This is a genomic window from Paraburkholderia sp. HC6.4b (assembly GCF_014200875.1).
In the GTDB taxonomy this organism is placed as follows: domain Bacteria; phylum Pseudomonadota; class Gammaproteobacteria; order Burkholderiales; family Burkholderiaceae; genus Paraburkholderia; species Paraburkholderia tuberum.
Genome location: NZ_JACHDC010000024.1, coordinates 40806 through 67299, shown reverse-complemented (window position 1 = coordinate 67299; position 26494 = coordinate 40806). Strand labels below are relative to the sequence as shown.

Sequence of the window (26494 nt, the reverse complement as noted above, 5' to 3'; positions counted from 1 at the left end):
ATGCGGGCGGCGGTAAAAGCTTGACGGTCCGATCCCGGGGCGGCGCGCAATGCGCCGCTTTGTTCGCCAGCGCGGCTTTCGTTTGCTGGACATCTTCTCCGCACAGGTGCTTACAAGGAGTTCTACATGACCGTGCTGCTGACCTGGCTCATCAACGCGCTCGCGCTGCTGATCATCACCTACATCGTTCCGTCGATCCATATCCGTAGTTTCGGTACCGCGCTGATCGTCGCGATCGTGCTCGGCCTCATCAATACGCTGCTGCGGCCGCTGCTGATCCTGCTGACGCTGCCCGTCACGATCCTCACGCTCGGACTCTTCATTCTGGTCGTCAATGCGCTGTGCTTCTGGCTGTGCGCGTCGCTGCTGAAGGGCTTCGAGGTGTCGGGCTTCTGGTCGGCGTTCTTCGGCTCGATCCTGTACAGCATCGTGTCGTGGCTACTGTCCGCGCTCATTTTCGGCAACCGCAGTCTCGGTTGACCTTTTTGACTATGAATCCGATCGAACTCTCATTCGAATTCTTCCCGCCGAAAACGCAGGAAGGCATCGACAAACTGCGCGCGACGCGCGCGGAACTCGTGTCGCTCAAACCGAAGTTCGTGTCCGTCACGTTCGGCGCCGGCGGCTCGACCCAGCAAGGCACGCTCGATACCGTCGTCGACATGGCGAAGGAAGGGCTCGAGGCGGCGCCGCATCTGTCGTGCATCGGCTCGTCGAAGGACAGCCTGCGCGCGATCCTCAACGAGTACCGCGCGTACGGCATCCGCCATATCGTCGCGCTGCGCGGCGATCTGCCCTCGGGCATGGGCGCGGTCGGCGAGCTGCGCTATGCGTCGGAGCTCGTCAGCTTCATCCGTGCCGAGTTCGGCGACTGGTTCTGGATCGAGGTGGCGGGCTATCCGGAATACCATCCGCAGTCGCGCTCGCCGCGTCACGATCTCGAAAACTTCGCGCGCAAGGTGAAAGCCGGCGCGAACTCGGCGATCACGCAGTACTTCTTCAACGCGGACGCGTACTTCCGTTTCGTCGACGATGCGCGCCAGCTCGGCGTCGACGTGCCGATCGTGCCCGGCATCATGCCGATCACGAACTTCTCGCAGCTGATGCGCTTCTCCGAAATGTGCGGCGCCGAAGTGCCGCGCTGGATCGCGCGCCGGCTAGAGAGCTTCGGCGACGACCGCGAGTCGATCCGCGCGTTCGGGCTCGACGTGGTGACGGCTCTGTGTCAACGGCTCGTCGATGCGAAGGTGCCGGGTCTGCACTTCTATACGCTGAACGCGGCCGCGTCGACCAAGGCGATCTGCGAACGGCTCGCCGTGTAATTGCGATGCCCGCGCGGCTGCAACGGCCGCGCGGTCCCCGCCAGTCTGGCATGGGTCGCAAATTTGTCCCAAATAGCGTGGTAAGTCCCTGTTGAAGCTCATTTTTGGGCTGTCTATCATCGAAACGCAGCTAACCCGGCTGCTGTGCGGAGGACGATATGACAGTGACAAGAAAGACTGCGACACACCGGCTGTTCGCGCTTCACCAGTTCTGCCTGCCGGCGCTCGCCGCGCTCGCGGTCGCCACGAGCGGCCTCGCGCCCGCCGCGTCGCAGGCGGCCACGCTGCCCGACAAGACGCTGGTGTTCTGCTCCGAAGGCAGCCCGGCGGGCTTCGATACCGCGCAATACACGACCAGCGTCGAATTCAGCGCCGGCTCGTACACGGTCTATAACCGGCTCGTCGAATTTGCGCACGGCAGCACGGACATCGAGCCAGGACTCGCCGAAAAGTGGGACGTGTCGCCCGACGGCCTCACCTATACGTTCCATCTGCGCCACGGCGTCAAATTCCAGACCACGTCGTACTTCAAGCCGACCCGCGAATTCAACGCGGACGACGTCGTGTTCACCTACGAACGCATGCTCGATCCCGAGAACCCGTTCCGCAAGGCGTATCCAGTCAATTTCCCGTATTTCAACGACCTCGGTCTCGCGAAGAACATCGCCAAAATCGAGAAGGTCGATCCGTACACGGTGCGCTTCACGCTGAAGGAAGTCGACGCGCCGTTCCTGCAGCAGATCGCGATGCCGTTCGCGTCGATCCTGTCGGCTGAATACACCGATCAGCTGCTGAAGGCGGGCAAGGCGTCCGACATCAACCAGTACCCGGTCGGCACCGGCCCGTTCATCTTCCGCAGCTATACGAAGGACGACACGATTCGCTTCGACGGCAATCCCGACTACTGGAAGCCGGGCGTCGCGAAGCTCGGCAAGCTGATCTTCGCGATCACGGTCGATCCGGCCGTGCGCCTGCAAAAGTTGAAGCGCGGCGAATGCCAGGTGATGTCGTATCCGCGCCCCGCCGACATCCCCACCGTGAAGGCCGATGCGTCGCTCGCGATGCCAAGCGAAGTGGGCTTCAACCTCGGCTATATCGCGTACAACACGACCAAAAAGCCGCTCGACAACGTGCTAGTGCGCCGCGCGCTCGACATGTCGGTCAACAAGAAGGCGATCATCGAAGCGGTCTACCAGGGCGCGGGCCAGCTCGCGACGAACCCGATGCCGCCGACGCAATGGGGTTACGACAAGAACCTGAAGGACGCGCCCTACGACGTCGACAAAGCGAAAGCGCTGCTGAAGCAGGCGGGCTACCCCGACGGCTTCGAGCTGACGCTGTGGGCGATGCCGGTACAGCGCCCGTATAACCCGAACGCGCGCCTGATGGCCGAAATGCTGCAGGCGGACTGGGCGAAGATCGGCGTCAAGGTGAATATCGTCACGTACGAATGGGGCGAGTACATTCGCCGCGCGCACGCCGGCGAGCATCAGGCGATGCTGATCGGCTGGACGGGTGACTACGGCGACCCTGACAACTGGCTCGGCGTGTTGCTCGGCTGCGACGCGGTCAACGGCAGCAACTTCTCGAAGTGGTGCTACAAGCCTTACGACGATCTGATCAAGCAGGGCCGCAGCACCACCAACATGGCCGATCGCACCAAGGCCTATACGCAGGCGCAGGAGATCTTCAAGGACCAGGTGCCGTTCACGCCGATCGCGCATTCGACCGTCTATCAGCCGATCAGCAAGAACGTGACGGGCTTTAAGATCGATCCGTTCGGGCCGACGCAATTCCTGGGGGTTGGGGTGAAATAAGCGGGCGCGGCGCGTTTTTTTGCGCCGCATTCGTCGCCGGGCGGCCCGAACGGGCGGCCCGGCCCGTGGCAAAACGTTTGCGCAAGTGTTTCCTGTCGTCAACAGAGGGATTTTGCTCCGCTTGGTCGCCGGCCCAAGCTCAAGTAATATCCCGCTACGCCGGCGCAAGCCGGCCCTGAACCTGGAGGAAACATGAAGCAAAACAATCTGTTGCGCGTCGCGCGTAGGTCCACGCTCGTCGCTGCCGCAGCGGCATCCCTGCTTGGCGTCACGAGCGCGCAGGCCGCTGGGATCCCGAACAAAACCCTCGTTTACTGCTCGGAAGGCAGTCCCGCGGGTTTCGATCCGGCCCAATACACGACGGGCGTCGACTTCACGGCCAACACGTTCACCGTCTATAACCGCCTCGTCGAGTTCGAACGCGGCGGCACCAAGGTCGAGCCCGGCCTCGCGGAGAAGTGGGATGTATCGCCCGATGGCAAGACCTACACGTTCCATCTGCGTCATGGCGTGAAGTTCCAGACCACCTCGTTCTTCAAGCCGACGCGCGAATTCAACGCAGACGACGTGGTCTTCTCGTTCCAGCGCATGCTCGACCCGAACCAGCCGTTCCGCAAGGCGTATCCGGTGCAGTTCCCGTACTTCACCGACATGGGCCTCGACAAGCTGATCACGAGCGTCGAGAAAGTCGACCCGTACACGGTCAAGTTCACGCTGAAGGAAGTCAACGCGCCGTTCATCCAGAATCTGGCGATGGAATACGCGTCGATCCTGTCGGCTGAATATGCGGATCAGCTGCTCAAGGCAGGCAAGGCCGCCGACATCAATCAGTACCCGGTCGGCACCGGTCCGTTCATCTTCCGCAGCTACACGAAGGACGCGACGATCCGCTTCGACGGCAATCCCGACTACTGGAAGCCGGGCGCGGTGAAGATCTCGAAGCTGATCTTCTCGATCACGCCGGATGCCGGCGTGCGCGTGCAGAAGATCAAGCGCGACGAATGCCAGGTGATGAGCTATCCGCGCCCGGCCGACATCGCGCCGCTGAAGGCCGAGCCGAACATCGACATGCCGTCGCAACCGGGCTTCAACCTCGGCTATCTCGCGTACAACGTGACGCACAAGCCGGTCGACAAGCTCGAAGTGCGCCAGGCGCTCGACATGGCGATCAACAAGAAGGCGATCATCGAGTCGGTCTACCAGGGCGCGGGCCAGTTGGCCACGAACCCGATGCCGCCGACGCAATGGTCGTTCGTCAAGAACTTGCCGGCCGCCTCGTACGATCCGGCCAAGGCGAAGGATCTGCTGACGAAGGCGGGCTACCCGAACGGCTTCGACCTCACGCTGTGGGCGATGCCGGTGCAGCGCGCGTACAACCCGAACGCGCGTCTGATGGCGGAAATGATCCAGGCGGACTGGGCGAAGATCGGCGTGAAGGCGAAGATCGTCACGTACGAATGGGGTGAGTACATCAAGCGCGCGCACGCGGGCGAAGACGACACGATGCTGATCGGCTGGACCGGCGACAACGGCGATCCGGACAACTGGCTCGGCACGCTGCTCGGCTGCGAGGCGATCAACGGCAACAACTTCTCGAAGTGGTGCTACAAGCCGTTCGACGATCTGATCCAGAAGGGCCGCACGACTTCGGACGTGGCGACGCGCACGAAGATCTACGGCGAAGCGCAATATATTTTCGCGCAGCAACTGCCGTTCTCGCCGATCGCGCACTCGACCGTCTATCAGCCGGTCAGCAAGAAGGTGGTCGACATGCGCATCGAACCGCTCGGCTACGCGCGCTTCGACGGCGTCAGCGTCAAGTAATCGTAAAGTTCGCGCAGTAGGCCGCAATACAGTACGCCGCAACACAGTACACTTTTCGCACGGTTAGAAAACTGGTCGAAATGGTCCGGCGACCGGGGTCACGAGCCCTCGTCGCCGGTTGCGTTTTTTCATCACCAGTACCATGGGAGCGAACCATGTTCCGCTTCGTTTTGCGCCGCATCGGCATGGTGATACCGACGTTCATCGGCATCACGATCCTCGCGTTCGCGCTGATTCACCTGATCCCGGGCGACCCCATCGAAGTGATGATGGGCGAGCGCGGCGTCGATCCGGCCATGCATGCGGCCGCGATGCACCGCCTCGGGCTCGACGAGCCCTTGCCAATGCAGTACTTCCACTACATCGTGCGCGCCGTGCACGGCGACCTCGGCACTTCGATCATCACCAACACGAGCGTGATGGGCGAATTCCTCGCGCGCTTTCCCGCCACCGTCGAACTGTCGTTCTGCGCGATGCTGTTCGCGCTGATCGTCGGCCTGCCGGCGGGCGTGTTCGCGGCGCTGAGGCGCGGCACGGTGGTCGATCACGGCGTGATGGGCACCGCCCTGACCGGCTACTCGATGCCGATCTTCTGGTGGGGCTTGATCCTCATCATGGTGTTCTCGGTCAAGCTCGGCTTGACGCCGGTGTCGGGCCGCATCGCGGTCGAATACGACATTCCGCACGTGACCGGCTTCATGCTGATCGACTCGCTGATGTCCACCGACGAAGGCGCGTTCAAATCCGCACTCAGTCACCTGATCCTGCCCGCGATCGTGCTCGGCACGATTCCGCTCGCGGTCGTCGCGCGCATGACGCGCTCGTCGATGCTCGAAGTGCTGCGCGAGGACTACATCCGCACCGCGCGCGCGAAGGGGCTGTCGCCGGGACGCGTGATCGTCGTGCATGCGCTGCGCAATGCGCTGATTCCGGTCGTCACCGTGATCGGCCTGCAGGTCGGCACACTGCTTGCGGGCGCGGTGCTGACCGAAACGCTGTTTTCATGGCCGGGCATCGGCAAGTGGCTGATCGACGCGATCGGCCGGCGCGATTATCCGGTCGTGCAGGGCGGTATCCTGTTGATCGCCACGCTGGTGATCGTCGTGAACCTCGTCGTCGATCTGCTGTACGGCGTGCTCAACCCGCGCATTCGCCATACGAGGTAAATCACGATGGCTGACATTCAAAACACCGTCCCCCAAGCGGTTACCCCGCCGAGCGGCCGCGGCATCGCGGCACGCGAATTCTGGGCGAACTTCTCGCGCAACCGCGGTGCGGTCGGCGCGGGCATCATCGTGCTGGTGCTGGTCTTCATCGCGATCTTCGCGCCGCTGATCGCGCCGCACAGCCCGATCGAGCAATACCGCGACTCCGTGAAGATCCCGCCGGCGTGGCTCGACGGCGGCAACTGGAAGTTCATTCTCGGCACCGACGAAGCGGGCCGCGACATCCTTTCGCGTCTGATGTACGGCGCGCGGCTGTCGTTCTGGATCGGCTTCGTCTCGGTGGTCCTCGCGCTGATTCCGGGCGTCGTGCTCGGCCTCGTTGCCGCGTTCTTCGAGAAATGGGCCGACACGCCGATCATGCGCATCATGGACGTGCTGCTCGCGCTGCCGTCGCTGCTGCTCGCGGTCGCGGTGGTCGCGATCATCGGTCCGGGTCTCGTCAACACGATGCTCGCGATCGCGATCGTCGCGCTGCCGGGCTATGTGCGTCTGACGCGCGCGTCCGCCCAGGGCGAGTTGCAGAAGGAGTATGTGACCGCTTCACGCGTCGCGGGTGCGAGCACGTTGCGGCTGATGTTCTCGCAGGTGCTGCCGAACTGCACCGCGCCGCTGATCGTGCAGGCAACCCTTGGCTTTTCGTCGGCGATTCTCGATGCCGCCGCGCTCGGCTTCCTCGGCCTCGGCGTGCAGCCGCCGTCGGCGGAGTGGGGCGCGATGCTCGCGTCGGCGCGCGATTACATCGACAGCGCATGGTGGATCGTCACGATGCCCGGCCTGTCCATCCTGATCTCGGTGCTTGCGATCAACCTGCTCGGCGACGGGTTGCGTGACGCGCTCGACCCCAAACTGAAACGGATGGCCTGATCATGAGCAATCTACTGACCATCCGCAATCTCGCGGTCAACTTCGGTGGCCTGCCCGCGGTCGACCGCATCAATCTCGACGTCGCGCCGGGCGAAGTGGTCGGCGTGGTCGGCGAATCGGGCTCGGGCAAGAGCGTGACGATGATGGCGCTGATGGGCCTGATCGACGCGCCCGGCAAGGTCTCCGCCGACGAAATCACGTTCGACGGCAAGAACCTGCTGAAGGCTTCCGCGAGGGAACGTCGCAAGATCATCGGCAAGGACATCGCGATGGTGTTCCAGGACGCGCTGACGAGCCTGAACCCGAGCTACACGGTCGGCTATCAGATCAAGGAAGTGCTGAAGCTGCACGAGGGCCTGCGCGGCAGCGCGCTAGACAAACGCGCGCTCGAACTCCTCGATCAGGTCGGCATTCCGGACGCGAAGAACCGTATCGGCTCGTTTCCGCATCAGATGTCGGGCGGCATGAACCAGCGCGTGATGATCGCGATGGCGATCGCCTGCAACCCGAAGCTGCTGATCGCCGATGAGCCGACCACCGCGCTCGACGTGACGATCCAGGCGCAGATCATGGAATTGCTGATGCGCCTGCAGAAGGAACGCGGCATGGCGCTCGTGCTGATTTCGCACGATCTGGCCGTGGTGTCCGAGGTCGCGCAGCGCGTCGCCGTGATGTATGCGGGCGAGGTGATCGAGACGAACAAGGTGCCGGACATCTTCGCCGCGCCTCATCATCCGTACACGGAAGCGCTGTTGGCCGCGATTCCCGAGCACAACGTCGGCGCGGTGCGGCTCGCGGCGCTGCCGGGCATGGTGCCGGGCCGCGACGACCGGCCCAAGGGTTGTCTGTTCGCGCCGCGCTGCAAGTACGTGGTCGACGACTGCATGAAGGCCCGCCCCGCGCTCGCGCCGCTGCCCGCGCACGCCGAGCTCACGCGCGTGCGTTGCATCAAGCCGCTGAACCTCGAGAAGGACGCCAACGTTCACACGCAAGGAGGCGCCCGATGAGCGCAGTACCCGAAACCCGTCGCCAGTCGGATCGTACTGGCGATCACGTGCTCGTCGCCGACCAGCTCGCGCGCTACTACACGGTCAAGCGCGGCATGTTCGCGCACGGCACGGTGAAGGCGCTGAACGGCGTGTCGTTCGCGCTCGACCGCGGCAAAACGCTGGCGGTAGTCGGCGAGTCCGGCTGCGGCAAGTCGACGCTCGCGCGTCAGCTGACGATGATCGAAACGCCGAGCGCGGGCCGCCTGCTGATCGACGGCGAGGACGTGGCCGGCGCGAATCACGAGAAGATCGCGGCGCTCAGGCGCCGCGTGCAGATGGTGTTCCAGAACCCGTTTGCGTCGCTCAATCCGCGCAAGACCGTCGAGCAGACGCTCGGCGAACCGCTCGCGATCAACACGCAGATGAGCGCGACCGAGCGCGCCGAGCGCATCGCGCAGATGATGCGCACGGTCGGCCTGCGGCCCGAGCACGCGAAGCGCTATCCGCACATGTTCTCCGGCGGCCAGCGCCAGCGTGTGGCGATCGCGCGCGCGATGATCCTCGATCCGCAGATCGTGGTCGCCGACGAACCGGTCTCGGCGCTCGACGTCTCAATCCAGGCGCAGATCCTGAACCTGTTCATGGACCTGCAGGACGAGTTCAAGACGAGCTACGTGTTCATCTCGCACAACCTGTCGGTGGTCGAGCATATCGCCGACGACGTGATGGTCATGTACTTCGGCGGCGTCGCTGAACTCGGCGACAAGCAGCGCATCTTCTCGAAGCCGCGTCATCCGTACACGCGCGCGCTGATGTCGGCGACCCCGTCGATCTTCGAGGCCGACCGCACGATCAAGATCAAGCTGCAAGGCGAAATGCCGTCGCCGCTGAATCCGCCGTCGGGCTGCACGTTCCATCAGCGCTGCCCGTACGTGATCGACCGCTGCCGCAGCGAGGAGCCGAAGCTGCGAGAAGTGGATGGCCGCCTGGTCTCCTGTCACCGCGCTGAAGAGGTGGGGGACGTGGATGCCTGATGTGGTGGCGGCGCGTCGTCTTGCGCGCCGCTTGTGTGAGGGCGGCTGGATAGCCGCCTTCGCGCGGCGCCGCGGGGCGCGTGCGCTGGGAGGCGCCGCGCCCTGCGGCGCATTTGCTGGAAGGTTCGCCGGCCAGTTTTTTCGCCCGTTTCTCTGCGCGTTTGTTCATGCGCTCGCGCGCGCCTTTTTCTCCGTATTTCTTCCCGCGTCGCTGTCCGCTTTATTTCGCGTAGGCTGCGCGCTGTCGGTCGGCGCGGCCGTACCCTGCATCGCTCACGCGGCCGGCGCGGCGGCCAAGGCGCCAGCCCAGGCGGCCCGTCCTGCCGTCACGGCGCCAAGCCCGCCACCGCCGTCAATTGCGCCGCCCCCGGTCCCCGGCACCACGGCGAGCGGCCCGGTGCGCCAGCAACCGGCGCGCATGCCGTTCTATGTCGCGACGCGCGGCAGTACGACGATCTACGTGCTCGGCACGCTGCACGTCGGCGATCCCGCCGACTATCCGGCGGGGCAGCCGTTCCGCGCGCCGATCCTCGCGGCGCTCGCCGCGTCGCCGACGCTCGCGCTCGAACTGTCGCCCGACGAGCTGCTGGTGTCGCAGGACGACGTGTCGAAGTACGGCGTGTGCAAGCACGACTGCCTGCCGGGTCTGCTGCCCGAGCCGCTGTGGCACAAGCTCGCGTTGCGGCTGCGCGGCAACCCGGCCGCGCTCGATGCGATCAAAAAGATGCGGCCGTGGCTCGCGTCGCTGGTGGTCGAGACCTACGACTCGCTGTCCGCGGGGCTGCAAACGGAATACGGCACCGAAGCGCAATTGCAGAACGTCTATCTGAAGACGCGCGGCAAGATCGTCGGACTCGAAACGCTCGCGCAACAGATGCGCGCGTTCACCGGACTGTCGGCCGCGCAGCAGCGGGAGATGCTCGCGCAGGATCTGGTGCAGACGCCCGCGCAGAACGTCGAGGACGTGCGCACGCTGCACCGGCTGTGGCGGGTCGGCGATGCCGATGCGATCGCCGCGTGGCAGGCTGCCAAATCGGAGAAGCTCGCGCGCGACCCGCGCGTCTCCAATTCGATCGACAACCGGATCGTCTACGAGCGCAATCGCCGCTTCGTCGCGAGAATGTTGCAGCTCGCCGCGCCGAACAAGCCGCTGTTCGTCGCGATCGGCGCGCTGCATCTGGGTGGGCCGAAGGGCGTGCTGCAGCTGTTGCGGCAGCACGGCTTCGTGGTCGAGGCGAGTTGATCGGCGCAAGACCGTTTGCGTCTGCTCACATCCCGGTTGTCAAAACGACGCGCTTGTCAGCAGCCCTACAAAAACATCAAGAAATTCAACAGAAAGATATTGATCACCAGCAGCATCAACGCCGTCGGAATCTGCACCTTGATCACCGCATTCTTGTCGGGTAATTCGAGCAGCGCAGCCGGCACCATGTTGAAGTTCGCGGCCATCGGCGTCATCAGCGTGCCGCAGTAGCCGGAGAACATGCCGATCGCGGCCATCACGGCCGGGTTGCCGTGGAACACGCCGACGAGGATCGGCACGCCGACGCCGCCCGTCATCACCGGAAACGCGGCGAAGCCGTTGCCCATCACCATCGTGAACAGCGCCATGCCGATGCAGTACACGGCCACCGCGACGAAGCGGTACTCGAGGCTGATATACGACGTGGTCACGTGCGCGACCGCCTTGCCGACGCCCGCGTCCGAGAACACCAGACCGAGCATGCCGAGCATCTGCGGCAGCACCGCGGCCCACGAGAGCGCATCGACGAGGCGGCGCGCTTCCTTCATCGACTGGCCGACCGTGTCGCGCGTGATCACACAGGCGATCGCGAGCGCGATCACGCAGCCCAGACCGAAGCCGATCAGCGTGACGTTGGCCTTCTCGATCAACGGCACACCGCCGAACACGAGATGGCTTGCCGCGAGCGTGATGATCACGGTGACGACCGGAATCGTCAGCGCGGGCACGAACAGTTTGTTGCGCAGTCGCGCGGCGCTCGCCTGACGTGCTTCGAGCGACAGCGTCTTCGGCTTGCCCGCGGTGACGCCGCCGAAGCCCGCGATCAGCGCCATCGCGATCACCGCGACGCCGACCACGGCCGGCGGCAGCCGGTCGCCGATCAGGAAGATCAGCGCGTAAAGAATCCAGAAGCCGCCCGCGGTGAGGCGGCGCGGATGCTCGAGGTCCGTGACGATCATGCCGCCGACGATCAGCAGCACGATGCCGAGCAACCAGAACAGATAGGTGATCGTGAAGGTCATGCTTCGTCTCCGGTAGCACGCGTGGCCGACGGCGGCGTCGATGCGGCGGTCGCGCTCGAACTGCCGCCCGGCGCCTTGCCGCGCAATTCACGCTCGAGCCGGCGGTCGAGCAGCCAGAGCCGGAAGCCATGCACGATGAACGCGCTGATCGCGGTCGGAATGCCCCACACGGCGACGTGAATCGGCTCGACGACGATGCCCGCTTCCTTCAGGAAAGTCGTCATCAGCACGATCGCGCCGAACGCGACGAAGATGTCCTCGCCGAAAAAGAGGCCGACGTTGTCGGTTGCGGCCGAGAATGCGCGCAGCCGGAAGCGCACCGCGTCGCCGATCTTGCCGAAGCGGTTCTCGGTCGCGCCCTCGGCCATCGGCGCGATCAGCGGACGCACCATCTGCGGATGGCCGCCGAGCCCGGTCAGGCCGACCGCGGCGGTCAGCTCGCGCACGAGCAGATAGACGATCAACAGACGTCCGGCGGTCGCCGCCTTGATGCTGCTGATCCACGCCTGCGCGCGCTCGCGCAGGCCGTGTCGTTCGAGCAGGCCGATCACCGCGAGCGGCAGCAGGATGATCAGCGGGATGTTGCGCGTCTTGATGAAGCCGGTGCCGATCAGCGCGAGGATTTTTTCCGGCGGGAAGTGCGCCGCGAAACCGGTGACGATCGCGGCGACGGCCACGATCAGCATCGGATTGAAGCGCAACAGAAAGCCAACGATGATGACGGCCACACCGATGAGCGGCCATAGACTGACAGTTGTCTGCATCAGGATCTCCAAAGAGGCTATTCAACTTCGCCGCGGGTGGCGGCTGACGTGAACCGGTGCATGCGGCCTCATGCGCCGGCATGCTGCCGCGGCTCTGCGGCCGCGTCGAACTCTCTTTACCTGCCCCGTGAATGCGCGTCGGCATCCGTGGGTTTGCAGCGGGCATCGCGATTGATGCCGCGGCTGGCAATCGCCCCGCATGGGTGCGGGGCGCTGGATCGGTCACGCGCGCCGGATCGGAGCGAGGCGCGCAGTGGCTAGGACGGTGATGCGAACGCTCAGACGCGCGCGGCGGCCGCCGCATGCACTTCGATGCCGGCGTCGGCGAGCGCGCCGCGAATGCGTCGCGCGAACGCCAGCGCATGCGGGCCGTCGCCGTGCAGGCAGATGGTCTGCGCGTTCAACGGCACCCACTGTCCGTCGACGGCCTTCACGCGTTGCTCGCGGATCATCACGAGCGTGCGCGCGAGCACTTCGTCCTCGTCGTCGAGCAGCGCGCCCGGCTCCTTGCGCGGCACGAGCGAGCCGTCGGCGCGATAGCCGCGGTCGGCGAACACTTCCTCGATCGCGGTCAGGCCCGCGTTGCGCGCGGCGCTCACGAGCCCGCTGTTGGCGAGCGCGAACACCGCGACAGACGGATCGAAATCGTGCACCGCGGAGACGATCGCGTCAGCGATCTTCGCGTCGCGCGCGGCCTGGTTGTACAGCGCGCCGTGCGGCTTTACGTGCGCGATGCGCCCGCCCTCGGCCTGCGCGATCGCCGACAGCGCGCCGAGCTGATACAGCACGCCCGCATAGATCTCGCCCGCCGGCAGATCCATTTCCTTGCGGCCGAAATTCTCGGGATCGTTGAAGCTCGGATGCGCGCCGATCGACACGCCTTTCTGCACGGCCCAGCGCACGCAGTCGCGCATCGCGTTGGGGCTGCCCGCATGCCAGCCGCATGCGATGTTGGCCGAACTCACGAGGTCGAGCAGCGCCTCGTCGGAGCCGCAGCCTTCGCCGAGATCGGCGTTCAGATCGATTTCCATGGGGATTCCTTTACTTAGTGTCACAGCGCCGCGAGCGCCACCCGGCGCGCGCAACGCTCTTCATGCATCGCGATCGCGGCATCGATCTGCCGCAGATACGTGCGTTCTTCCCGCAAAGCCTGGCGCGCTTCGTAGGGCGTCGTCGGGATGAAACGGACAGCACCGTTCAGGCGCACCTGCGCGAGCTTCCACAGATCGGCCTGAATCACCGCGCCGATCTTCGGATAGCCGCCGGTGGTCTGCGCGTCGCTCATCAGCACGATCGGCTGACCGTTCGGGGGCACCTGGATCGTGCCGGGCAGTACCGCGTGCGACAGCAGGTCAGTCTTGTGCGTGCGCTTCAGTTCGGTGCCGGCAAGGCGATAGCCCATGCGGTTGCTGTTCGGCGTCACGAGCCACTCGTCGGACCAGAACGACTGCTGTGCATCCGCGGTGAAGCTGTCGTATTCGGGGCCGCGCAGCACGCGGATCGGTATGGCCCACGGCACGCCCGACGGATGACGACCGCGCCGCAGCGGCTCGTTGACCAGCACGAACTTGCACCAGGCGGGCGCCTTCACGCCGAACTCGGGCGCCTCGGGCGTGAAGCCGAGGTGGCCGCGCTGCTGCGGCGCGCCGACCGGCAGACGGTCGCCGTCGTTGAGCGCGCGGCCGCCGAGTCCGCCGAAATGGCCGGCAAGGTCGGTGCTGCGCGAGCCGAGCATCGGCAGCACGTCGATGCCGCCCGCCACGCAGACATAGCCGCGCATGCCGCGCTTCGCCGCGTGCAGCACGAGCTCCTGGCCGGCCTGCACGGGCAGACTCCAAAACGAATAGACGGGTTTGCCGTCGAGCGTCGCGCCGAACTCGGTGCCGGTGATCGCGACGCGCGTCGCGCGCAAAAAGCGCAGCGCGGTCGGGCCGAAGGTGATTTCGAGGCCGGCCGCGTCGGGGCGGTTGCCGACCAGCCGGTTGCCGACTTCGAGCGACAGCCGGTCGAGCGCCCCCCCCATCGCGACGCCGAGATGCCGATAGCCGTGGCGGCCGAGGTCCTGGATCGTGGTCTGGAGACCCGCGCGGATCACGTCGATCATGCGTGCATCCCCGCGATCGTGAAGCGCACCCGGTCGCCGGGCTGCAGCAGCGTGGGCGGACGGCGCGCCGGATCGAACAGCGGCACCTCGGTGCGGCCGATCAGTTGCCAGCCGCCCGGCGACACCGCCGGATAGATGCCAGTCTGCTCGCCGCCGATGCCGACCGAGCCCGCCGGCACCTCGAGCCGCGGCGACGCGCGGCGCGGCGTGTGCAGCGCGGTGTCGAGCCCACCCATATAGGCGAAGCCGGGCTGGAAGCCGAGAAAGAACACCACGTAGACGCCGCCCGCATGACGTTCGACGACCTCGCGCGCGCTCAAGCCCGTATGTTCGGCGACCGCCTGCAGATCGGGGCCGAATGCGCCGCCGTACTGCACTGCAATCTCGACGTCGCGCCCGGGCGCCACGGCTTTGGCCGCTGCGTTCCAGGCCGTCAGCAACTGCTCGCCGAGCGCGTCGGCGTCGGTCGAGAGCGGGTCGAACACGAGCGTCAGATTGTTCATGCCGGGCACGACTTCGAGCACCTGCGGCCAGTCGCGCGCGGCTTCGGCCGCAGCCCACACGCGCTGCTGGCACTCCAGCGTGGCGGGCGGCGGCGCTTCGCAGACGAGCGCGGCATCGCCGAGGGGAAAAATTCGTGGTTGGCTCATGACTGGGCGGCCCGGATCGAGTCGGAGGATGAGGCGGACAGCGCGGTGCGTTGGCGCATGCCCGGCACGGAGTCGGCGACGTTTGGAGCGTACATTATCAATAAAATATTGACGATTTACCAATAAGCGTTTTTGCCAGGCTCGTCGGTGGCGAGCATCGTCGTACACTTGCGACACTTTTCCAGCCCATTTTCGTCACGGGAACCTCGTATGACGCGTCATCCCACCAAGATCGTTTCGTCGGAACATCTCGTCTCCGAGAGCAGCGCGGAACTCTCGGAACTCGAATACGCGCTGATCATGGCAGGCAATGCGTTCAACCGCTGGATGGTGCGCTGCATGTCGGCGGCGGGCGACAAGGACATGACCGCGATCGAAGTGTCGCTGCTGCACCACGTGAGCCATCGCGAACGCCGCAAGAAGCTCGCGGACATCTGCTTCGTGCTGAACATCGAGGACACGCACGTCGCGACGTACGCGTTGAAAAAGCTCGTAGCTAGAGGGTACGTAAAAAGCGAAAAGACCGGCAAGGAAGTGTTCTTTTCCGCAACCGACGCGGGCCGCGAACTATGCCTGAAGTATCGCGAGGTGCGCGAAAACTGCCTGATCTCGACGCTCAAGGAAAGCGGCCTGACCAACCAGCAGATCGGCGAGGCCGCGCAGTTGATGCGCAATGCGTCGGGCCTGTACGACACGGCGGCGCGCGCGGCGGCTTCACTGTAACGACGAAACACTGCGCAAGCGCCGGCGCGTCACACGCCGCGCATCGCGCGTTCAGCCCGGCAGCGCCGGATGAAACCCCGCCTCTGTGACGATCAGATCGAGCGCAATGTCATGCGCCTCGCGTTCCAGCGTGTCGGTGCGGCACGCTTCGTAGGCGATGCCGACCGTGATCGGCTTGTGCGCCGCCGGCCAGCCGGCCAGCGTGCGGTCGTAATAGCCGCCGCCGTAGCCGAGGCGGTAGCCGTCCGAGTCGAAACCCACGCAGGGCACGAACAGCAGCTCGGGCAGCACCACGCGCCCCGAGGTGGGCTCGGCAATCTTGTGATGGCCGATTTTCATCGGCGTCGCGGGCGTCCAGGCATGGAATTCGAGCGCCATGCCACGTTCTTTAATGATTGGCAGACTGGCTTCGTGGTGCGAGTCCGCGGCAAGCCAGATCGCAATCGCCCCGCGCGCGTCGAACTCGCCGGCAAGCGGCCAGTAGAATCCCGCGCTGCGTACCGCGTAGTGCTTCAGCGCGTCGAGCATCCGACGCCCGAGCACGGCATTCTTCGCCGGCTCCGAAGCCGCTTGCAGACGGCTTTCCAGCAACCTCCGGCGCAGCGCCTTTTTCGTTGCCGGGACAGGGTTGCATGCTATGCTTGGGTCCAATTCGCGCTCCAGAAACAACGATGTCAAAACGCCTTTTTCGAGTATATCGCGCGGCCAGTATCGCGCTTGCCGCAGCGGCACTCGTGGCCTGCAGCACTGCCTCGGCCGTCAAGCCCCTTCCGATCTCGCAACTCACGAACGACGACCAGATTTTCGTCCAGCTTCGCGAAGCCTCGCGTACTAACGACGCGGCGCGCGCATCCCAGCTCGCGAGCATGATCCCGAATTATCCGGCGCCCTCGTATCTGGAGTACTTCCAGATCAAGCCGCAGCTGTTCGATTCGACCGGCCATGCGCGCATCGACGCGCCGGACGCGCCCGTGCTCGCGTTCCTGCAGAAGTACGACGGCCAGGCGATCGCCGATCGCATGCGCAACGACTACCTGACGGTGCTCGGCACGCGTCACGACTGGCGCAACTTCGACCAGCAGTACGCGAAGTTCGTGCTCGACGACGACACTCAGGTCAAGTGCTACGCGCTCGAATCGCGCGCGTCGCGCGGCGAGAACGTCGCGGACGCGGCGCGCGCGCTGCTCGTCGAGCCGAAGTGGTACGGCGACGGCTGCGTCGATCTGATCACGGTGCTCGGCGTGAACCACCAGTTCAGCGCCGACGACATCTGGGCGCAAATTCGTCTCGCGTACGAACAGAACTACACGAGTACCGGCAGCAAGCTCGTCGACGCGCTCGGCGACCAGCCGCCCGACCCGGTGCTGTTCAGCCAGGCGACCAATGCGCCGCCGCTATTGCTCGCGCGCGGCGTCGGACCGGATGCGCAATCGCATCAACTGGCGCTGCTCGCCATCACGCGCATGGCGCGCAACGATCCGGCCATGGCCGCGGCCACGTTCGCGTCGGTCGCGCCGTCGCTGAATTCGCCGGAGCGCGCGATCGGCTGGGGCACGATCGGCTATCAGGGCGCGCTCAAGCAGATGCCTGGCGCGGTCGACTGGTTCCGGCTGTCGGCCAACGCGCCGCTGTCGAATCCCGCGTATGAATGGCGCACACGCAGCGCGCTACTCGCAGGCGACTGGAACATGGTGCGCTGGTCGATCGAGCAGATGCCCGAGTCGCTGCGCAAGCAACCGTCGTGGGTGTACTGGCACGCGCGCGCGCTGAAGCAGGCCGGCGACACGGCTACGGCCAGTCAGGAATTCCAGTCGATCGCGTCGAACTTCAACTTCTACGGCCAGCTCGCGCTCGAAGAGCTCGGCCAGAAGATCACCGTGCCGCCGAAAACCACCGTGACCGACGCCGAAGTGCAGCAAGCCGGCACCACGCCGGGCTTCGATCTCGCGCAGCGCTTCTATGGGCTGAATCTGCGGCTCGAAGGCAATCGCGAGTGGAACTGGCCGTTGCGCAACATGTCCGACCGGCAACTGCTCGCCGCCGCCGAGTACGCGCGCCGCATCGAGCTGTACGACCGCACCGTCAACACCGCGGACCGCACGAAGAGCGAGCACGATTTTTCGCTGCGCTATCTATCGCCGTTCCGCAACATCGTCGAGCAGGACGCGCAGTCGAGCGGGCTCGACGTCGAGTGGGCGTACGGGCTGATTCGCCAGGAGTCGCGCTTCATCATCAACGCGCGCTCTGAGGTCGGCGCGGGCGGACTGATGCAGCTGATGCCCGCCACCGCGCAACTGGTCGCGAAGAAGATCGGTCTGGGACCGGTGTCGCGCGAGCAGATGAACGACATCGACACCAACATCCTGCTCGGCACGAACTACCTGGCGATGATCTACAATCAGTTCGACGGGTCCGCCGTGCTGGCCACCGCTGGCTACAACGCAGGTCCGGGCCGTCCGCGCAACTGGCGGCAGTCGCTGCAGCGCCCGGTCGAAGGCGCGGTCTTCGCCGAGACGATTCCGTTTCAGGAAACTCGTGACTACGTGAAAAATGTGTTGTCCAACACGGTCTACTACGCGGCATTGTTCGAAGGCCGTCCGCAATCGCTGAAGGCGCGCCTGGGTTACATCGCACCGTAAGCGCCTTGGCGCCGCAATCTCGCTTCGAGGTTGCGGCGCGCTTCGCCAGCCGTTGCCGCGGCTTCCATCAGGGAGTCGAAAAATGCGACATCAAGCCATCGCGGTCATCGGCGGTTCAGGGTTTATCGGCAGCTACCTCGTCAACGCGCTCGTCGAGACGGGCAAGGACGTGCGCGTCGCCACACGGCGACGCTACAACGCGCGACATCTGACCATGCTGCCGATCGACGTGCTCGAAACCGACGTGTTCGATCCGGTGCAACTCGCGCGCTTCGTCGAGGGCGCGGATTGCGTAATCAATCTGGTCGGTATCCTGAACGGCAAACGCGGCAAGCCCTATGGGCGGGAGTTCGCGCATGCGCACGTCGAGCTGCCGACGCGCATCGTCGCCGCCTGCGAAGGCAAGGGCGTGCATCGGCTGATTCATCTGAGCGCGCTAGGCGCCAATCCGAACGGCCCGAGCATGTATTCGCGCTCGAAGGCCGACGGCGAGAAAGCCGTGCATGCGGCCAACGTCGCGTGGACGATCTTCCGGCCGTCCGTCGTGTTCGGACCCGAGGACGCGTTTCTGAACAAGTTCGCGTTCCTGCAGCGCGTGTTTCCGGCCATTCCGCTCGCGATGCCGGACGCGCAGTTCCAACCGGTCTATGTCGGCGACGTCGCGAAGGCGATCGTCAACGTGCTCGATCTCGATGGCGCGAGCGGCCGCACCTACGAGCTCGGCGGTCCGACCGTCTACACGCTCGAAGACCTGGTTTCGTACTGCGGCGACGTGATCGGCAAGCATGCGCGCATCATCCGTCTGCCCGAGCCGCTCGCGCGCCTGCAGGCGTTGAGCTTCGAAATGGCGCCGGGCGAACCGGTGATTTCGCGCGACAATCTCGATTCGATGAAGGTTGCCAACATTCTGAGCGGGCCGCTCGCGCCCGAGCTCGGACTCGAACCGGTCAGCATCGAAGCGATCGTGCCGACGTACCTGACCGGTGCTGCCTCGGGTTCGCGACTCGACACGTTCCGCGCCAACGCCGGACGCTGAAGCCTTTCCCTCTACCTGATAACAAGTATGAAACTGCTGATTGGTGACAAGAACTATTCGTCGTGGTCGATGCGTCCGTGGCTGCTGCTCACGCACTTCGGCATTCCGTTCGACGAGGAACTGATCCTGCTGTACGAAGCGGACACGAATGCGAAGATCCGCGCTCAGGCGCCGCGCGGACCGGGCAAGGTGCCGTGCCTGATCGACGACGCCGGGCAGGCCGTGTGGGATTCGCTGGCGATCGCCGAAACGCTCGCCGAGCGCTTCCCGCAACACGCGCTGTGGCCGCGAGACGCGGCGGCGCGCGCGCATGCGCGCAGCGTCAGCGCCGAGATGCATTCGGGGTTCGGCGAGTTGCGCTCGAAGATGTGGATGAACATCCGTGCGTCGTTCCCGGGCAAGAACGCGACGCCGGGCGCGCTCGCCGATATCGCGCGGATCGAGACGATCTGGTGCGACTGCCTCGAGACCTACGGCGGTCCGTTCCTGTTCGGCGAATTCGGCATTGCCGACGCGATGTTCGCGCCGGTCGCGATGCGCTTCAACACGTGGAAGCCGGCGTTGTCGGAGACCGCAGCCGCCTATGTCGAGCGGCTCACCGAGCTGCCCGCGGTCAATGCATGGATCGACGCCTCGCGCCGCGAAACGCACGCGATCGCCTATCAAGACGAATGCCCATGAATATCTATGCAGTAGGTGGCGCGGTCCGCGACGAGCTGCTCGGCGTGCCGGTGCAGGACCGCGACTACGTGGTGGTGGGAGCAACACCCGAGCAGATGGTCGCGCAGGGCTATCGGCCGGTGGGCAAGGACTTTCCGGTATTCCTGCATCCGCAGACGCAGGAGGAGTACGCGCTCGCGCGCACCGAGCGCAAGACGGCGGCCGGCTATCACGGCTTCCAGTTTTTCTATGCGCCCGACGTGACGCTCGAAGAAGACCTCGCGCGCCGCGATCTGACGATCAACGCGATGGCGCGCGAGGTGCGCCCGGACGGCGAACTGACCGGCCCCGTCATCGATCCGTTCAACGGCCAGGCTGACTTGCAGGCGCGGCTTTTTCGCCATGTCAGCGCCGCCTTCCTCGAAGATCCGGTGCGGATTCTGCGCATCGCGCGTTTCGCGGCGCGTTTCCTCGATTTCACGGTCGCGCCGGAAACGCTGGCGCTGATGCGCGAGATGGTCGCCGACGGCGAAGCCGATGCGCTAGTGGCCGAGCGCGTGTGGCAGGAGGTGTCGCGCGGGTTGATGGAGAAGAAGCCGTCGCGGATGTTCGGCGTGCTGCGCGACTGCGGCGCGCTCGCGCGGATTCTGCCGGAGATCGACGCGCTGTTCGGCGTGCCGCAGCGCGCCGACTATCACCCCGAGGTCGATACCGGTGTCCACGTGATGATGGTGCTAGACCATGCCGCGCAGCAGGGCTACGCGCTGCCGGTGCGCTTCGCGGCGCTGACGCACGACCTCGGCAAGGCGACCACGCCGGAGGACCTGCTGCCGCGGCACATCGGTCACGAGGGCCGCAGCGTCGATCTGCTGAAGCCGCTGTGCGAGCGGCTGCGCGTGCCGAACGAGTGCCGCGATCTGGCGGTGCTGGTCGCGCGCGAGCACGGCAATATTCATCGCGTGATGGAGATGGGGGCGGCGGCTGTGGTGCGCCTGCTCGAGCGCAGCGACGCGATCAGGAAGCCGGCGCGCTTCGCCGAGGCGCTGCAGGCCTGCGAGTCGGATGCACGCGGGCGGCTCGGCCTCGAGATGAGCGAGTACCCGCAGGCCGAGCGGCTGAGGCTTGCACTGGTGGCCGCGCGAGGCGTGGATGCAGGGGCAGTGGCGCAGCGGCTCGCCGATGCGCCGGCCGGCATCAAGGACGCCGTGCATGAGGAGCGCGTGCGTGCGGTAGAGGCTGCGCTGGCTTGAAGTCGCGCGGGCGTAAAGTAGCGCGCGACGGCGCCTACAACACCCGCGCCAACAGCGACAACAGCATCGACAGCACCAGCGTCGACATGAACGGAAACGGATACTCGCGGCCGAACAGCCGCAAGGTCACGTCGCCGGGCATCCGGCCGATGCCGAGCTTCCTCAGCCACGGCCAGCACGACGACAGCACCGCGACGGCAACGAAGGTAGTCAAAAGCCAGCGAATCATCGCGAGTCCTCGAGCCAGAGCGGATTCACGATCACAGCGTATGCGAACGATCGCCGCTCGAAAAGGCGCGCAGCGTATCGTCGAGTCCGCGCGAAAACGCGATCACCTTGAAGAGCTCGCCCATCTCCGCCTCGGACAGCAGCTTCTGTACCGCGTTGGCGGCGGGAAGAAAGCGCGCGGCGTCGGCGGGATCGATTTCGCCGAGCACCTCGGTGACGCCCGCGTTCAGCAGGAAGCGCGCTTGCGATGTGAAGCCGAGCAGGTCCGCGCCGGTCTCGACGCCCGCCTCGGCGATGCCGGTGAATTCGACGTGCGCAGTGATGTCCTGCAGACCGGGGTACAGGAACGGGTCGCCGTGCGCGCGGTGCCGGTAGTGGCACATCAGCGTGCCCTGCGCGCGCTGGTCGTGGTAGTACTCGTGGCGCGGAAAACCGTAGTCGATCAGCAAGATCGCGCCGCGCGCGAGCATCGTGCAGATGGTGCGCGTGAAGGCGCGCGCGGCTTCGTGCGTTTCTGTCACGTAGTCGTCGCCGGCCGGTTCGCGGGTCGCATCGATTTCGGTCAGCAGCGCGAGGTCCGCGGCGGCCGCGACGGGGCGGTCGTCGAACGCGAAGGCGCCGTCGCGCCACACCACGCCGCGCTCGCGCCAGACACCGCCGTTTTGCGCGAAGAGCCGCACCGGCATCGCATCGAGCACCTCGTTGCCGATCACCACGCCTTCGAAGCGCTGCGGCAACGCGTCGAGCCAGCGCACTTTCGCGAGCAGCGCGGGCGCGGCCGCCGCGATCGTTTCGCGCTGCCGCTCGCGCAGCTCACCCGATAGATCGATGATCGAATAGCTGTCGAGCCCGGCGCCGAGCGTGTCGAGCGCATTGAGCAAGCCCGCGGCGAGCTTGCCGGTGCCGGCGCCGAACTCCATCACATCGCGCGTGCCGCTCGCCTCCAACGCTTCGGCGAGCGGGCGCGCGAGCGTCGCGGCGAACAGCGGCGACAATTCCGGCGCGGTGACGAAGTCGCTGCCGTCGTCGGCGCGCAGGCCGAATTTACGCGCACCGCCGCTGTAGTAGCCGAGACCCGGCGCGTACAACGCGCGCTCCATGTAGCGGTCGAACGGCAGCCAGCCGCCGGCCGCGTCGAGCTGCGCGCGGATCTCGGCGACGAGCGCGTCGGACTGCGCGAGCGCGCTCGGGCCGGGAGCAGGTAAACTATCGGGTTGGTGAGCTTTGGGATTCATCCCCGCATTGTAAATGACCGTTTCTCCGGACATCGCTGCCCGCGCGGCTGAACTGCCGCCCGAAACGCCCCGCGTCGTGCTGATTACGGGCGCCGCGCGCCGCATCGGGCGCGCGCTCGCCCTCGGCTTCGCCGCGCGCGGCTGGGACGTGGCCGTGCACTACGGTGCCTCGCGTGAGGACGCCGACGAAGTGGTCGCGCAGATCGTCGCGCTGGGCCGCCGCGCGGTCGCGCTGCACGCCGAGCTCGGCGACGAGGCGCAGGTCGCCCGGCTGCTGCCGGACTGCGCCGCTGCGCTCGGGCGGCCGTCGTGCATCGTCAATAACGCGTCGCGCTTCGAGGAAGACACGGCGCGCGACGTCGGCTACGAGCTGCTGCTGAAGCTGACCGCGATGAACGTCGGCGCGCCGCTCGTGCTCGCGCGCATGCTTTACGACGCGACGCCCGATGCGGCGTTGCGCGACGAAAGCCAGCGCGGCGTCGTCATCAATGTGCTGGATCAGAAGCTGTACAACATGAACCCGGACTATCTGTCGTACACGCTGTCGAAGGCGGCGCTGCAGACCGCGACGGTCGCGCTCGCTCAGGCGCTCGCGCCGAAGCTCCGGGTGGTCGGGCTCGCGCCCGGGCTGACCATGCAATCGGGCGACCAGACCCAGCACGGGTTCGAGGCCGCTCACCGTATGACGCCTCTTGGCCGTGCGTCGCGGCCCGAGGATATCGTCGCCGCCGCGCTGTATCTCGCGGATGCAGCCGGCGTTACCGGAACGACGCTGGTGGTCGACGGCGGGCAGCATCTCGTGCCGCTGCCGCGCGACGTGATGTTTTTGACGGGCGCCTGACACGCGCGCGTGGCCGGCCTTCGAGGCGGCCATCGCGTGTGGCGAAGCGCCCCTTTGCGTGCCCCGCACGCTTTTTTGGACTGGAACGAACATGTTTGCCGCTCTTTCGCACCCCCGGCTCGCCGATTGCCGCCGGCTTTTTCTGCGCAATTACGAAGTGCACATCAATATCGGCGTGCACGACTTCGAAAAGCGCGGCGAGCAGCGCGTCGTGATCAACGTCGAACTGTTCGTGCCGCTCGCGATGTCCACGCCGGTGCACGACAAGCTCACCGAAGTCGTCGACTACGACTTCATGCGCTCGACGATCGCGAGGCGCGTCTCGCAAGGCCATATTCATCTGCAGGAAACGCTGTGCGACGACCTCGTGCGCGCGATGCTCGAACATCCGCAGGTGCGCGGCGCGCGCGTGTCGACCGAAAAGCCGGACGTGTATCCGGACTGCGATGCGGTCGGCGTCGAAGTCTTCCGCATCAAGGAGGACTGAGCGATGAACGCACCGGAAATCCTGACCGCAGACAACGAAGCCGCTGACGCCACCGCGGCACCGAGCGCCGCCCGCGCCTCGAAATCGCCGCTCACGCGCCGCGAGCAGAAGGAAGCGTACGAGAACAACAAGCTCTTCAAGCGTCTCGCGCGCCAGGTCGGCCAGGCGATCGGCGACTACAACATGATCGAGGACGGCGACAAGGTGATGGTGTGCCTGTCGGGCGGCAAGGACAGTTACGCGATGCTCGAGATCCTGATGCGGCTGCGCGAGCGCGCGCCGATCAATTTCGACATCGTCGCGGTAAACCTCGACCAGAAGCAGCCGGGCTTCCCCGAGCACGTGCTGCCCGAGTATCTGACCCAGCTCGACATCCCGTTTCACATCGAGAATCAGGACACCTACAGCATCGTCAAGCGGCTCGTGCCGGAGGGCAAGACCACCTGTTCGCTGTGCTCGCGGCTGCGGCGCGGCATCCTGTATCGCGTCGCCGGCGAGCTCGGCGCGACCAAGATCGCGCTCGGCCATCATCGCGACGACATCCTGCAAACGCTGCTGCTGAACCTGTTCTATGGCGGCAAGTTGAAGGGCATGCCGCCCAAGCTGCAATCGGACGACGGCAAGAACATCGTGATCCGGCCGCTCGCCTACGTGAAGGAAACCGATCTGGAGAAGTACGCCGAGTTGCGTGAATTCCCGATCATTCCGTGCAATCTGTGCGGTAGCCAACCAAACCTTAAGCGCGCGGAAATGAAGGCGCTGGTCCGCGACTGGGAAAAGCGTTTCCCGGGCCGCATCGAGAACATGTTCAATGCGTTGTCGAACGTGGTGCCGTCGCATCTGATGGATCACCAGCTGTTTGCGTTCGCGGGGCTGCGCGCGAGCGGCGAAGCCGACCCGCAAGGTGACATCGCGTTCGACGAAGAACCATGCTCGAGCGGCGGCGAAGGCGCGCCGCTCACCAGTGCGAAGACCATTTCGCTGGTCCAGTTCGACGACCTGTAACGAGCGAAAAGTGCCTGTTCCGGCGGCATTCCGGCGCTTTTCCGCTGGCTTGCAAGCCCTGCCGAGGCCGCGTCTGCGGCCTTTTTTGCAGGTGCAGCATGATAGAATCGTCCGCTCCAAACTCGTCTATTTGCCGACGCCATGAACATCGTCATTTTGGCGGCAGGTACCGGCAAGCGCATGCGGTCCGCGCTTCCCAAGGTGCTCCATCCTCTGGCCGGCCGGCCGCTCCTCGCTCATGTCATCGACACCGCCCGCGCGCTGAAGCCCGCCCGCCTGATCGTCGTGATCGGCCACGGCGCCGAAGCCGTGCGCGAAGCCGTCGCCGCGCCCGATATCCAGTTCGCGGTGCAGGAGCAACAGCTCGGCACCGGCCACGCGGTGCAGCAGGCGCTGCCGCTGCTCGATCCTTCGTTGCCCACGCTGGTGCTTTATGGCGACGTGCCGCTCACGCGTGCGCAAACGCTGCGCGCACTGACCGGGCGTGCCGGCCAGGACGGCTACGGCGTGCTCACCGTCACGCTCGACGACCCGACCGGTTACGGCCGCATCGTGCGCGATCTGCACGGCAACGTGCAACGCATCGTCGAGCAGAAGGACGCGAGTCCCGAGCAGCTGAAGATCGCCGAAATCAACACCGGCATCATCGTCGCGCCGACCGCGCGCCTTGCCGACTGGCTCGCGGCGCTCAAAAACGACAACGCGCAAGGCGAGTTCTATCTGACCGACGCGGTCGAAATGGCGATCGAAGCCGGCCTCGAAGTCGTCACCACGCAGCCCGACGACGAGTGGGAAACGCTCGGCGTCAACAGCAAGCAGCAGCTCGCCGAGCTCGAGCGGATTCATCAGCGCAATGTCGCCGACGCACTACTCGTCGCGGGCGTGACGCTCGCCGACCCGGCGCGCGTCGACGTGCGCGGCACGCTCGAATGCGGCCGCGACGTGTCGATCGACGTCAACTGCGTGTTCGAAGGCCGTGTGACGCTGGCCGACAACGTCAGCATCGGGCCGAACTGCGTGATTCGCAACGCGAGTATTGGCGCCGGTACGCGCGTCGATGCGTTCACGCACATCGAAGGCGCGCAAGTCGGCGCGAAGGCCGTTGTCGGTCCATATGCGCGCTTGCGCACAGGCGCGGCGCTGCAGGACGAGTCTCATGTAGGGAACTTCGTCGAGATCAAGAACGCGGTGCTCGGTCATGGCTCGAAGGCCAACCACCTCACTTACATCGGCGATGCGGATGTCGGCGCGCGCGTGAATATCGGCGCGGGCACGATCACCTGCAACTACGACGGCGCCAACAAATTCCGCACCGTGATCGAGGACGACGTGTTCGTCGGCTCGGACACGCAGCTGGTCGCACCGGTGCGCGTGCAGCGCGGCGCGACGATCGCGGCCGGCACCACGGTGTGGAAGGACGTCGCCGCCGACGCGCTGGTGTTGAACGATAAAACCCAGACGAGCAAGACGGGCTACGTGCGCCCTGTCAAAAAGAAAAGCTGATCGATACGGCGTGCCCACGAGGCGCGCT

Annotated in this window: 26 protein-coding genes; 18 read left to right on the top strand and 8 right to left on the bottom strand. The window is 65.6% G+C overall.

All coding sequences use genetic code 11. From position 1 onward, the window contains the following. Nucleotides 1–126: 126 nt before the first annotated feature. From HDG34_RS31480 to HDG34_RS31440, 9 genes are all read left to right on the top strand, one after another. Nucleotides 127–480 (top strand): phage holin family protein, encoded by a 354-nt coding sequence (locus tag HDG34_RS31480; protein ID WP_090805530.1) that lies wholly within the window; start codon nt 127–129, stop codon nt 478–480. Between the two features lie 11 nt (nt 481–491). Continuing rightward, complete coding sequence (gene metF / locus HDG34_RS31475) at nt 492–1322, top strand: methylenetetrahydrofolate reductase [NAD(P)H] (protein WP_176078847.1); 831 nt, start codon at nt 492–494, stop codon at nt 1320–1322. A 158-nt stretch (nt 1323–1480) separates the two neighbouring features. Further along, nucleotides 1481–3139: an ABC transporter substrate-binding protein gene (locus tag HDG34_RS31470; RefSeq protein WP_260321399.1), complete on the top strand. Its 1659-nt coding sequence runs from the start codon at nt 1481–1483 to the stop codon at nt 3137–3139. 192 nt (nt 3140–3331) lie between these two features. After that, nucleotides 3332–4963 carry an ABC transporter substrate-binding protein gene (locus HDG34_RS31465; RefSeq protein ID WP_184065846.1) on the top strand — a complete coding sequence of 544 codons (1632 nt, stop codon included), beginning with the start codon at nt 3332–3334 and terminating at the stop codon, nt 4961–4963. A 155-nt stretch (nt 4964–5118) separates the two neighbouring features. Further along, complete coding sequence (locus tag HDG34_RS31460; protein WP_090802564.1) at nt 5119–6129, top strand: ABC transporter permease subunit; 1011 nt, start codon at nt 5119–5121, stop codon at nt 6127–6129. A 6-nt stretch (nt 6130–6135) separates the two neighbouring features. Then, nucleotides 6136–7053, top strand: a complete 918-nt coding sequence (locus HDG34_RS31455) for an ABC transporter permease subunit (protein ID WP_090802566.1) — start codon at nt 6136–6138, stop codon at nt 7051–7053. 2 nt (nt 7054–7055) lie between these two features. Beyond that, nucleotides 7056–8060, top strand: coding sequence for an ABC transporter ATP-binding protein (locus HDG34_RS31450; RefSeq protein WP_184034804.1), 1005 nt, complete (start codon nt 7056–7058; stop codon nt 8058–8060). Next, nucleotides 8057–9076 carry a peptide ABC transporter ATP-binding protein gene (locus HDG34_RS31445; protein ID WP_090802569.1) on the top strand — a complete coding sequence of 340 codons (1020 nt, stop codon included), beginning with the start codon at nt 8057–8059 and terminating at the stop codon, nt 9074–9076. The genes HDG34_RS31450 and HDG34_RS31445 overlap by 4 nt, the downstream gene beginning before the upstream one ends. Beyond that, nucleotides 9069–10319, top strand: coding sequence for a TraB/GumN family protein (locus tag HDG34_RS31440; protein ID WP_184066046.1), 1251 nt, complete (start codon nt 9069–9071; stop codon nt 10317–10319). Before HDG34_RS31445 ends, HDG34_RS31440 begins: the two co-directional genes overlap by 8 nt. Nucleotides 10320–10384: 65 nt before the next feature. Here the strand turns inward: HDG34_RS31440 and HDG34_RS31435 are convergent, their stop codons facing one another. From HDG34_RS31435 to pxpB, 5 genes are all read right to left on the bottom strand, one after another. Continuing rightward, nucleotides 10385–11341, bottom strand: coding sequence for a DUF979 domain-containing protein (locus HDG34_RS31435; protein ID WP_184065843.1), 957 nt, complete (start codon nt 11339–11341; stop codon nt 10385–10387). Continuing rightward, nucleotides 11338–12105, bottom strand: a complete 768-nt coding sequence (locus HDG34_RS31430; RefSeq protein ID WP_184065840.1) for a DUF969 domain-containing protein — start codon at nt 12103–12105, stop codon at nt 11338–11340. Before HDG34_RS31430 ends, HDG34_RS31435 begins: the two co-directional genes overlap by 4 nt. Before the next feature lie 278 nt (nt 12106–12383). Beyond that, on the bottom strand, nt 12384–13136 hold the full coding sequence (gene pxpA / locus HDG34_RS31425; RefSeq protein WP_184065837.1) for a 5-oxoprolinase subunit PxpA: 753 nt from the start codon (nt 13134–13136) through the stop codon (nt 12384–12386). Between the two features lie 20 nt (nt 13137–13156). After that, a complete protein-coding gene (locus HDG34_RS31420; RefSeq protein WP_184065834.1) occupies nt 13157–14209 on the bottom strand; it encodes a biotin-dependent carboxyltransferase family protein in 1053 nt (350 codons plus the stop codon). Next, nucleotides 14206–14859 carry a 5-oxoprolinase subunit PxpB gene (gene pxpB, locus HDG34_RS31415; RefSeq protein WP_184065831.1) on the bottom strand — a complete coding sequence of 218 codons (654 nt, stop codon included), beginning with the start codon at nt 14857–14859 and terminating at the stop codon, nt 14206–14208. Before pxpB ends, HDG34_RS31420 begins: the two co-directional genes overlap by 4 nt. A gap of 210 nt (nt 14860–15069) precedes the next feature. On the opposite strand from pxpB, the gene HDG34_RS31410 reads away from it, so the two are divergent. After that, nucleotides 15070–15582, top strand: coding sequence for a winged helix DNA-binding protein (locus HDG34_RS31410; protein WP_018418717.1), 513 nt, complete (start codon nt 15070–15072; stop codon nt 15580–15582). Between the two features lie 51 nt (nt 15583–15633). On the opposite strand, the gene HDG34_RS31405 is transcribed toward HDG34_RS31410, so the two are convergent. After that, entirely contained in the window at nt 15634–16233 is a 600-nt protein-coding gene (locus HDG34_RS31405) for a 5-formyltetrahydrofolate cyclo-ligase (RefSeq protein WP_184065815.1), read from the bottom strand. Between the two features lie 20 nt (nt 16234–16253). Here HDG34_RS31405 and HDG34_RS31400 point away from each other — a divergent pair, with 20 nt between their 5' ends. The 4 genes from HDG34_RS31400 to HDG34_RS31385 all read left to right on the top strand — a co-directional run bounded on the left by HDG34_RS31400 (nt 16254) and on the right by HDG34_RS31385 (nt 21167). Beyond that, nucleotides 16254–18221 (top strand): lytic transglycosylase domain-containing protein, encoded by a 1968-nt coding sequence (locus HDG34_RS31400; protein ID WP_184065812.1) that lies wholly within the window; start codon nt 16254–16256, stop codon nt 18219–18221. Between the two features lie 82 nt (nt 18222–18303). Beyond that, nucleotides 18304–19257: a complex I NDUFA9 subunit family protein gene (locus HDG34_RS31395; RefSeq protein WP_090802583.1), complete on the top strand. Its 954-nt coding sequence runs from the start codon at nt 18304–18306 to the stop codon at nt 19255–19257. Between the two features lie 27 nt (nt 19258–19284). Beyond that, complete coding sequence (locus HDG34_RS31390) at nt 19285–19938, top strand: glutathione S-transferase family protein (protein ID WP_184065809.1); 654 nt, start codon at nt 19285–19287, stop codon at nt 19936–19938. Beyond that, nucleotides 19935–21167: a multifunctional CCA addition/repair protein gene (locus HDG34_RS31385; RefSeq protein WP_184065806.1), complete on the top strand. Its 1233-nt coding sequence runs from the start codon at nt 19935–19937 to the stop codon at nt 21165–21167. Before HDG34_RS31390 ends, HDG34_RS31385 begins: the two co-directional genes overlap by 4 nt. 34 nt (nt 21168–21201) lie before the next feature. Here HDG34_RS31385 and HDG34_RS31380 read toward each other — a convergent pair whose 3' ends face one another. Together HDG34_RS31380 and HDG34_RS31375 are read right to left on the bottom strand one after the other, a co-directional pair. Beyond that, nucleotides 21202–21396 carry a DUF2905 domain-containing protein gene (locus HDG34_RS31380; RefSeq protein WP_018418711.1) on the bottom strand — a complete coding sequence of 65 codons (195 nt, stop codon included), beginning with the start codon at nt 21394–21396 and terminating at the stop codon, nt 21202–21204. A gap of 31 nt (nt 21397–21427) precedes the next feature. Next, the gene (locus HDG34_RS31375; protein ID WP_184065803.1) at nt 21428–22630 is read right to left on the bottom strand and encodes a class I SAM-dependent methyltransferase; all 1203 of its coding nucleotides are present in this window, start codon (nt 22628–22630) and stop codon (nt 21428–21430) included. 13 nt (nt 22631–22643) lie between these two features. Between HDG34_RS31375 and HDG34_RS31370 the strand changes: the two genes are divergently transcribed. The 4 genes from HDG34_RS31370 (at nt 22644) to glmU (ending at nt 26466) form a co-directional block, all read left to right on the top strand. Continuing rightward, nucleotides 22644–23471, top strand: coding sequence for an SDR family oxidoreductase (locus tag HDG34_RS31370; RefSeq protein ID WP_184065800.1), 828 nt, complete (start codon nt 22644–22646; stop codon nt 23469–23471). Nucleotides 23472–23562: 91 nt separating this feature from the next. After that, a complete protein-coding gene (locus HDG34_RS31365; protein WP_090802589.1) occupies nt 23563–23958 on the top strand; it encodes a dihydroneopterin aldolase in 396 nt (131 codons plus the stop codon). Between the two features lie 3 nt (nt 23959–23961). Beyond that, nucleotides 23962–24963, top strand: a complete 1002-nt coding sequence (gene ttcA / locus HDG34_RS31360) for a tRNA 2-thiocytidine(32) synthetase TtcA (RefSeq protein ID WP_184065798.1) — start codon at nt 23962–23964, stop codon at nt 24961–24963. A 141-nt stretch (nt 24964–25104) separates the two neighbouring features. Continuing rightward, the gene (glmU, locus tag HDG34_RS31355; RefSeq protein WP_184065795.1) at nt 25105–26466 is read left to right on the top strand and encodes a bifunctional UDP-N-acetylglucosamine diphosphorylase/glucosamine-1-phosphate N-acetyltransferase GlmU; all 1362 of its coding nucleotides are present in this window, start codon (nt 25105–25107) and stop codon (nt 26464–26466) included. Nucleotides 26467–26494 lie beyond the last annotated feature (28 nt).

Excerpts from the sequence above, each read along its gene's own strand:
- HDG34_RS31480 (WP_090805530.1), top strand. The coding sequence starts at position 127 with ATGACCGTGCTGCTGACCTGGCTCATCAACGCGCTCGCGCTGCTGATC.
- metF (WP_176078847.1), top strand. The coding sequence starts at position 492 with ATGAATCCGATCGAACTCTCATTCGAATTCTTCCCGCCGAAAACGCAG.
- HDG34_RS31470 (WP_260321399.1), top strand. The coding sequence starts at position 1,481 with ATGACAGTGACAAGAAAGACTGCGACACACCGGCTGTTCGCGCTTCAC.
- HDG34_RS31465 (WP_184065846.1), top strand. The coding sequence starts at position 3,332 with ATGAAGCAAAACAATCTGTTGCGCGTCGCGCGTAGGTCCACGCTCGTC.
- HDG34_RS31460 (WP_090802564.1), top strand. The coding sequence starts at position 5,119 with ATGTTCCGCTTCGTTTTGCGCCGCATCGGCATGGTGATACCGACGTTC.
- HDG34_RS31455 (WP_090802566.1), top strand. The coding sequence starts at position 6,136 with ATGGCTGACATTCAAAACACCGTCCCCCAAGCGGTTACCCCGCCGAGC.
- HDG34_RS31450 (WP_184034804.1), top strand. The coding sequence starts at position 7,056 with ATGAGCAATCTACTGACCATCCGCAATCTCGCGGTCAACTTCGGTGGC.
- HDG34_RS31445 (WP_090802569.1), top strand. The coding sequence starts at position 8,057 with ATGAGCGCAGTACCCGAAACCCGTCGCCAGTCGGATCGTACTGGCGAT.
- HDG34_RS31440 (WP_184066046.1), top strand. The coding sequence starts at position 9,069 with ATGCCTGATGTGGTGGCGGCGCGTCGTCTTGCGCGCCGCTTGTGTGAG.
- HDG34_RS31435 (WP_184065843.1), bottom strand. The coding sequence starts at position 11,341 with ATGACCTTCACGATCACCTATCTGTTCTGGTTGCTCGGCATCGTGCTG.
- HDG34_RS31430 (WP_184065840.1), bottom strand. The coding sequence starts at position 12,105 with ATGCAGACAACTGTCAGTCTATGGCCGCTCATCGGTGTGGCCGTCATC.
- pxpA (WP_184065837.1), bottom strand. The coding sequence starts at position 13,136 with ATGGAAATCGATCTGAACGCCGATCTCGGCGAAGGCTGCGGCTCCGAC.
- HDG34_RS31420 (WP_184065834.1), bottom strand. The coding sequence starts at position 14,209 with ATGATCGACGTGATCCGCGCGGGTCTCCAGACCACGATCCAGGACCTC.
- pxpB (WP_184065831.1), bottom strand. The coding sequence starts at position 14,859 with ATGAGCCAACCACGAATTTTTCCCCTCGGCGATGCCGCGCTCGTCTGC.
- HDG34_RS31410 (WP_018418717.1), top strand. The coding sequence starts at position 15,070 with ATGACGCGTCATCCCACCAAGATCGTTTCGTCGGAACATCTCGTCTCC.
- HDG34_RS31400 (WP_184065812.1), top strand. The coding sequence starts at position 16,254 with ATGTCAAAACGCCTTTTTCGAGTATATCGCGCGGCCAGTATCGCGCTT.
- HDG34_RS31395 (WP_090802583.1), top strand. The coding sequence starts at position 18,304 with ATGCGACATCAAGCCATCGCGGTCATCGGCGGTTCAGGGTTTATCGGC.
- HDG34_RS31390 (WP_184065809.1), top strand. The coding sequence starts at position 19,285 with ATGAAACTGCTGATTGGTGACAAGAACTATTCGTCGTGGTCGATGCGT.
- HDG34_RS31385 (WP_184065806.1), top strand. The coding sequence starts at position 19,935 with ATGAATATCTATGCAGTAGGTGGCGCGGTCCGCGACGAGCTGCTCGGC.
- HDG34_RS31380 (WP_018418711.1), bottom strand. The coding sequence starts at position 21,396 with ATGATTCGCTGGCTTTTGACTACCTTCGTTGCCGTCGCGGTGCTGTCG.
- HDG34_RS31375 (WP_184065803.1), bottom strand. The coding sequence starts at position 22,630 with ATGAATCCCAAAGCTCACCAACCCGATAGTTTACCTGCTCCCGGCCCG.
- HDG34_RS31370 (WP_184065800.1), top strand. The coding sequence starts at position 22,644 with ATGACCGTTTCTCCGGACATCGCTGCCCGCGCGGCTGAACTGCCGCCC.
- HDG34_RS31365 (WP_090802589.1), top strand. The coding sequence starts at position 23,563 with ATGTTTGCCGCTCTTTCGCACCCCCGGCTCGCCGATTGCCGCCGGCTT.
- ttcA (WP_184065798.1), top strand. The coding sequence starts at position 23,962 with ATGAACGCACCGGAAATCCTGACCGCAGACAACGAAGCCGCTGACGCC.
- glmU (WP_184065795.1), top strand. The coding sequence starts at position 25,105 with ATGAACATCGTCATTTTGGCGGCAGGTACCGGCAAGCGCATGCGGTCC.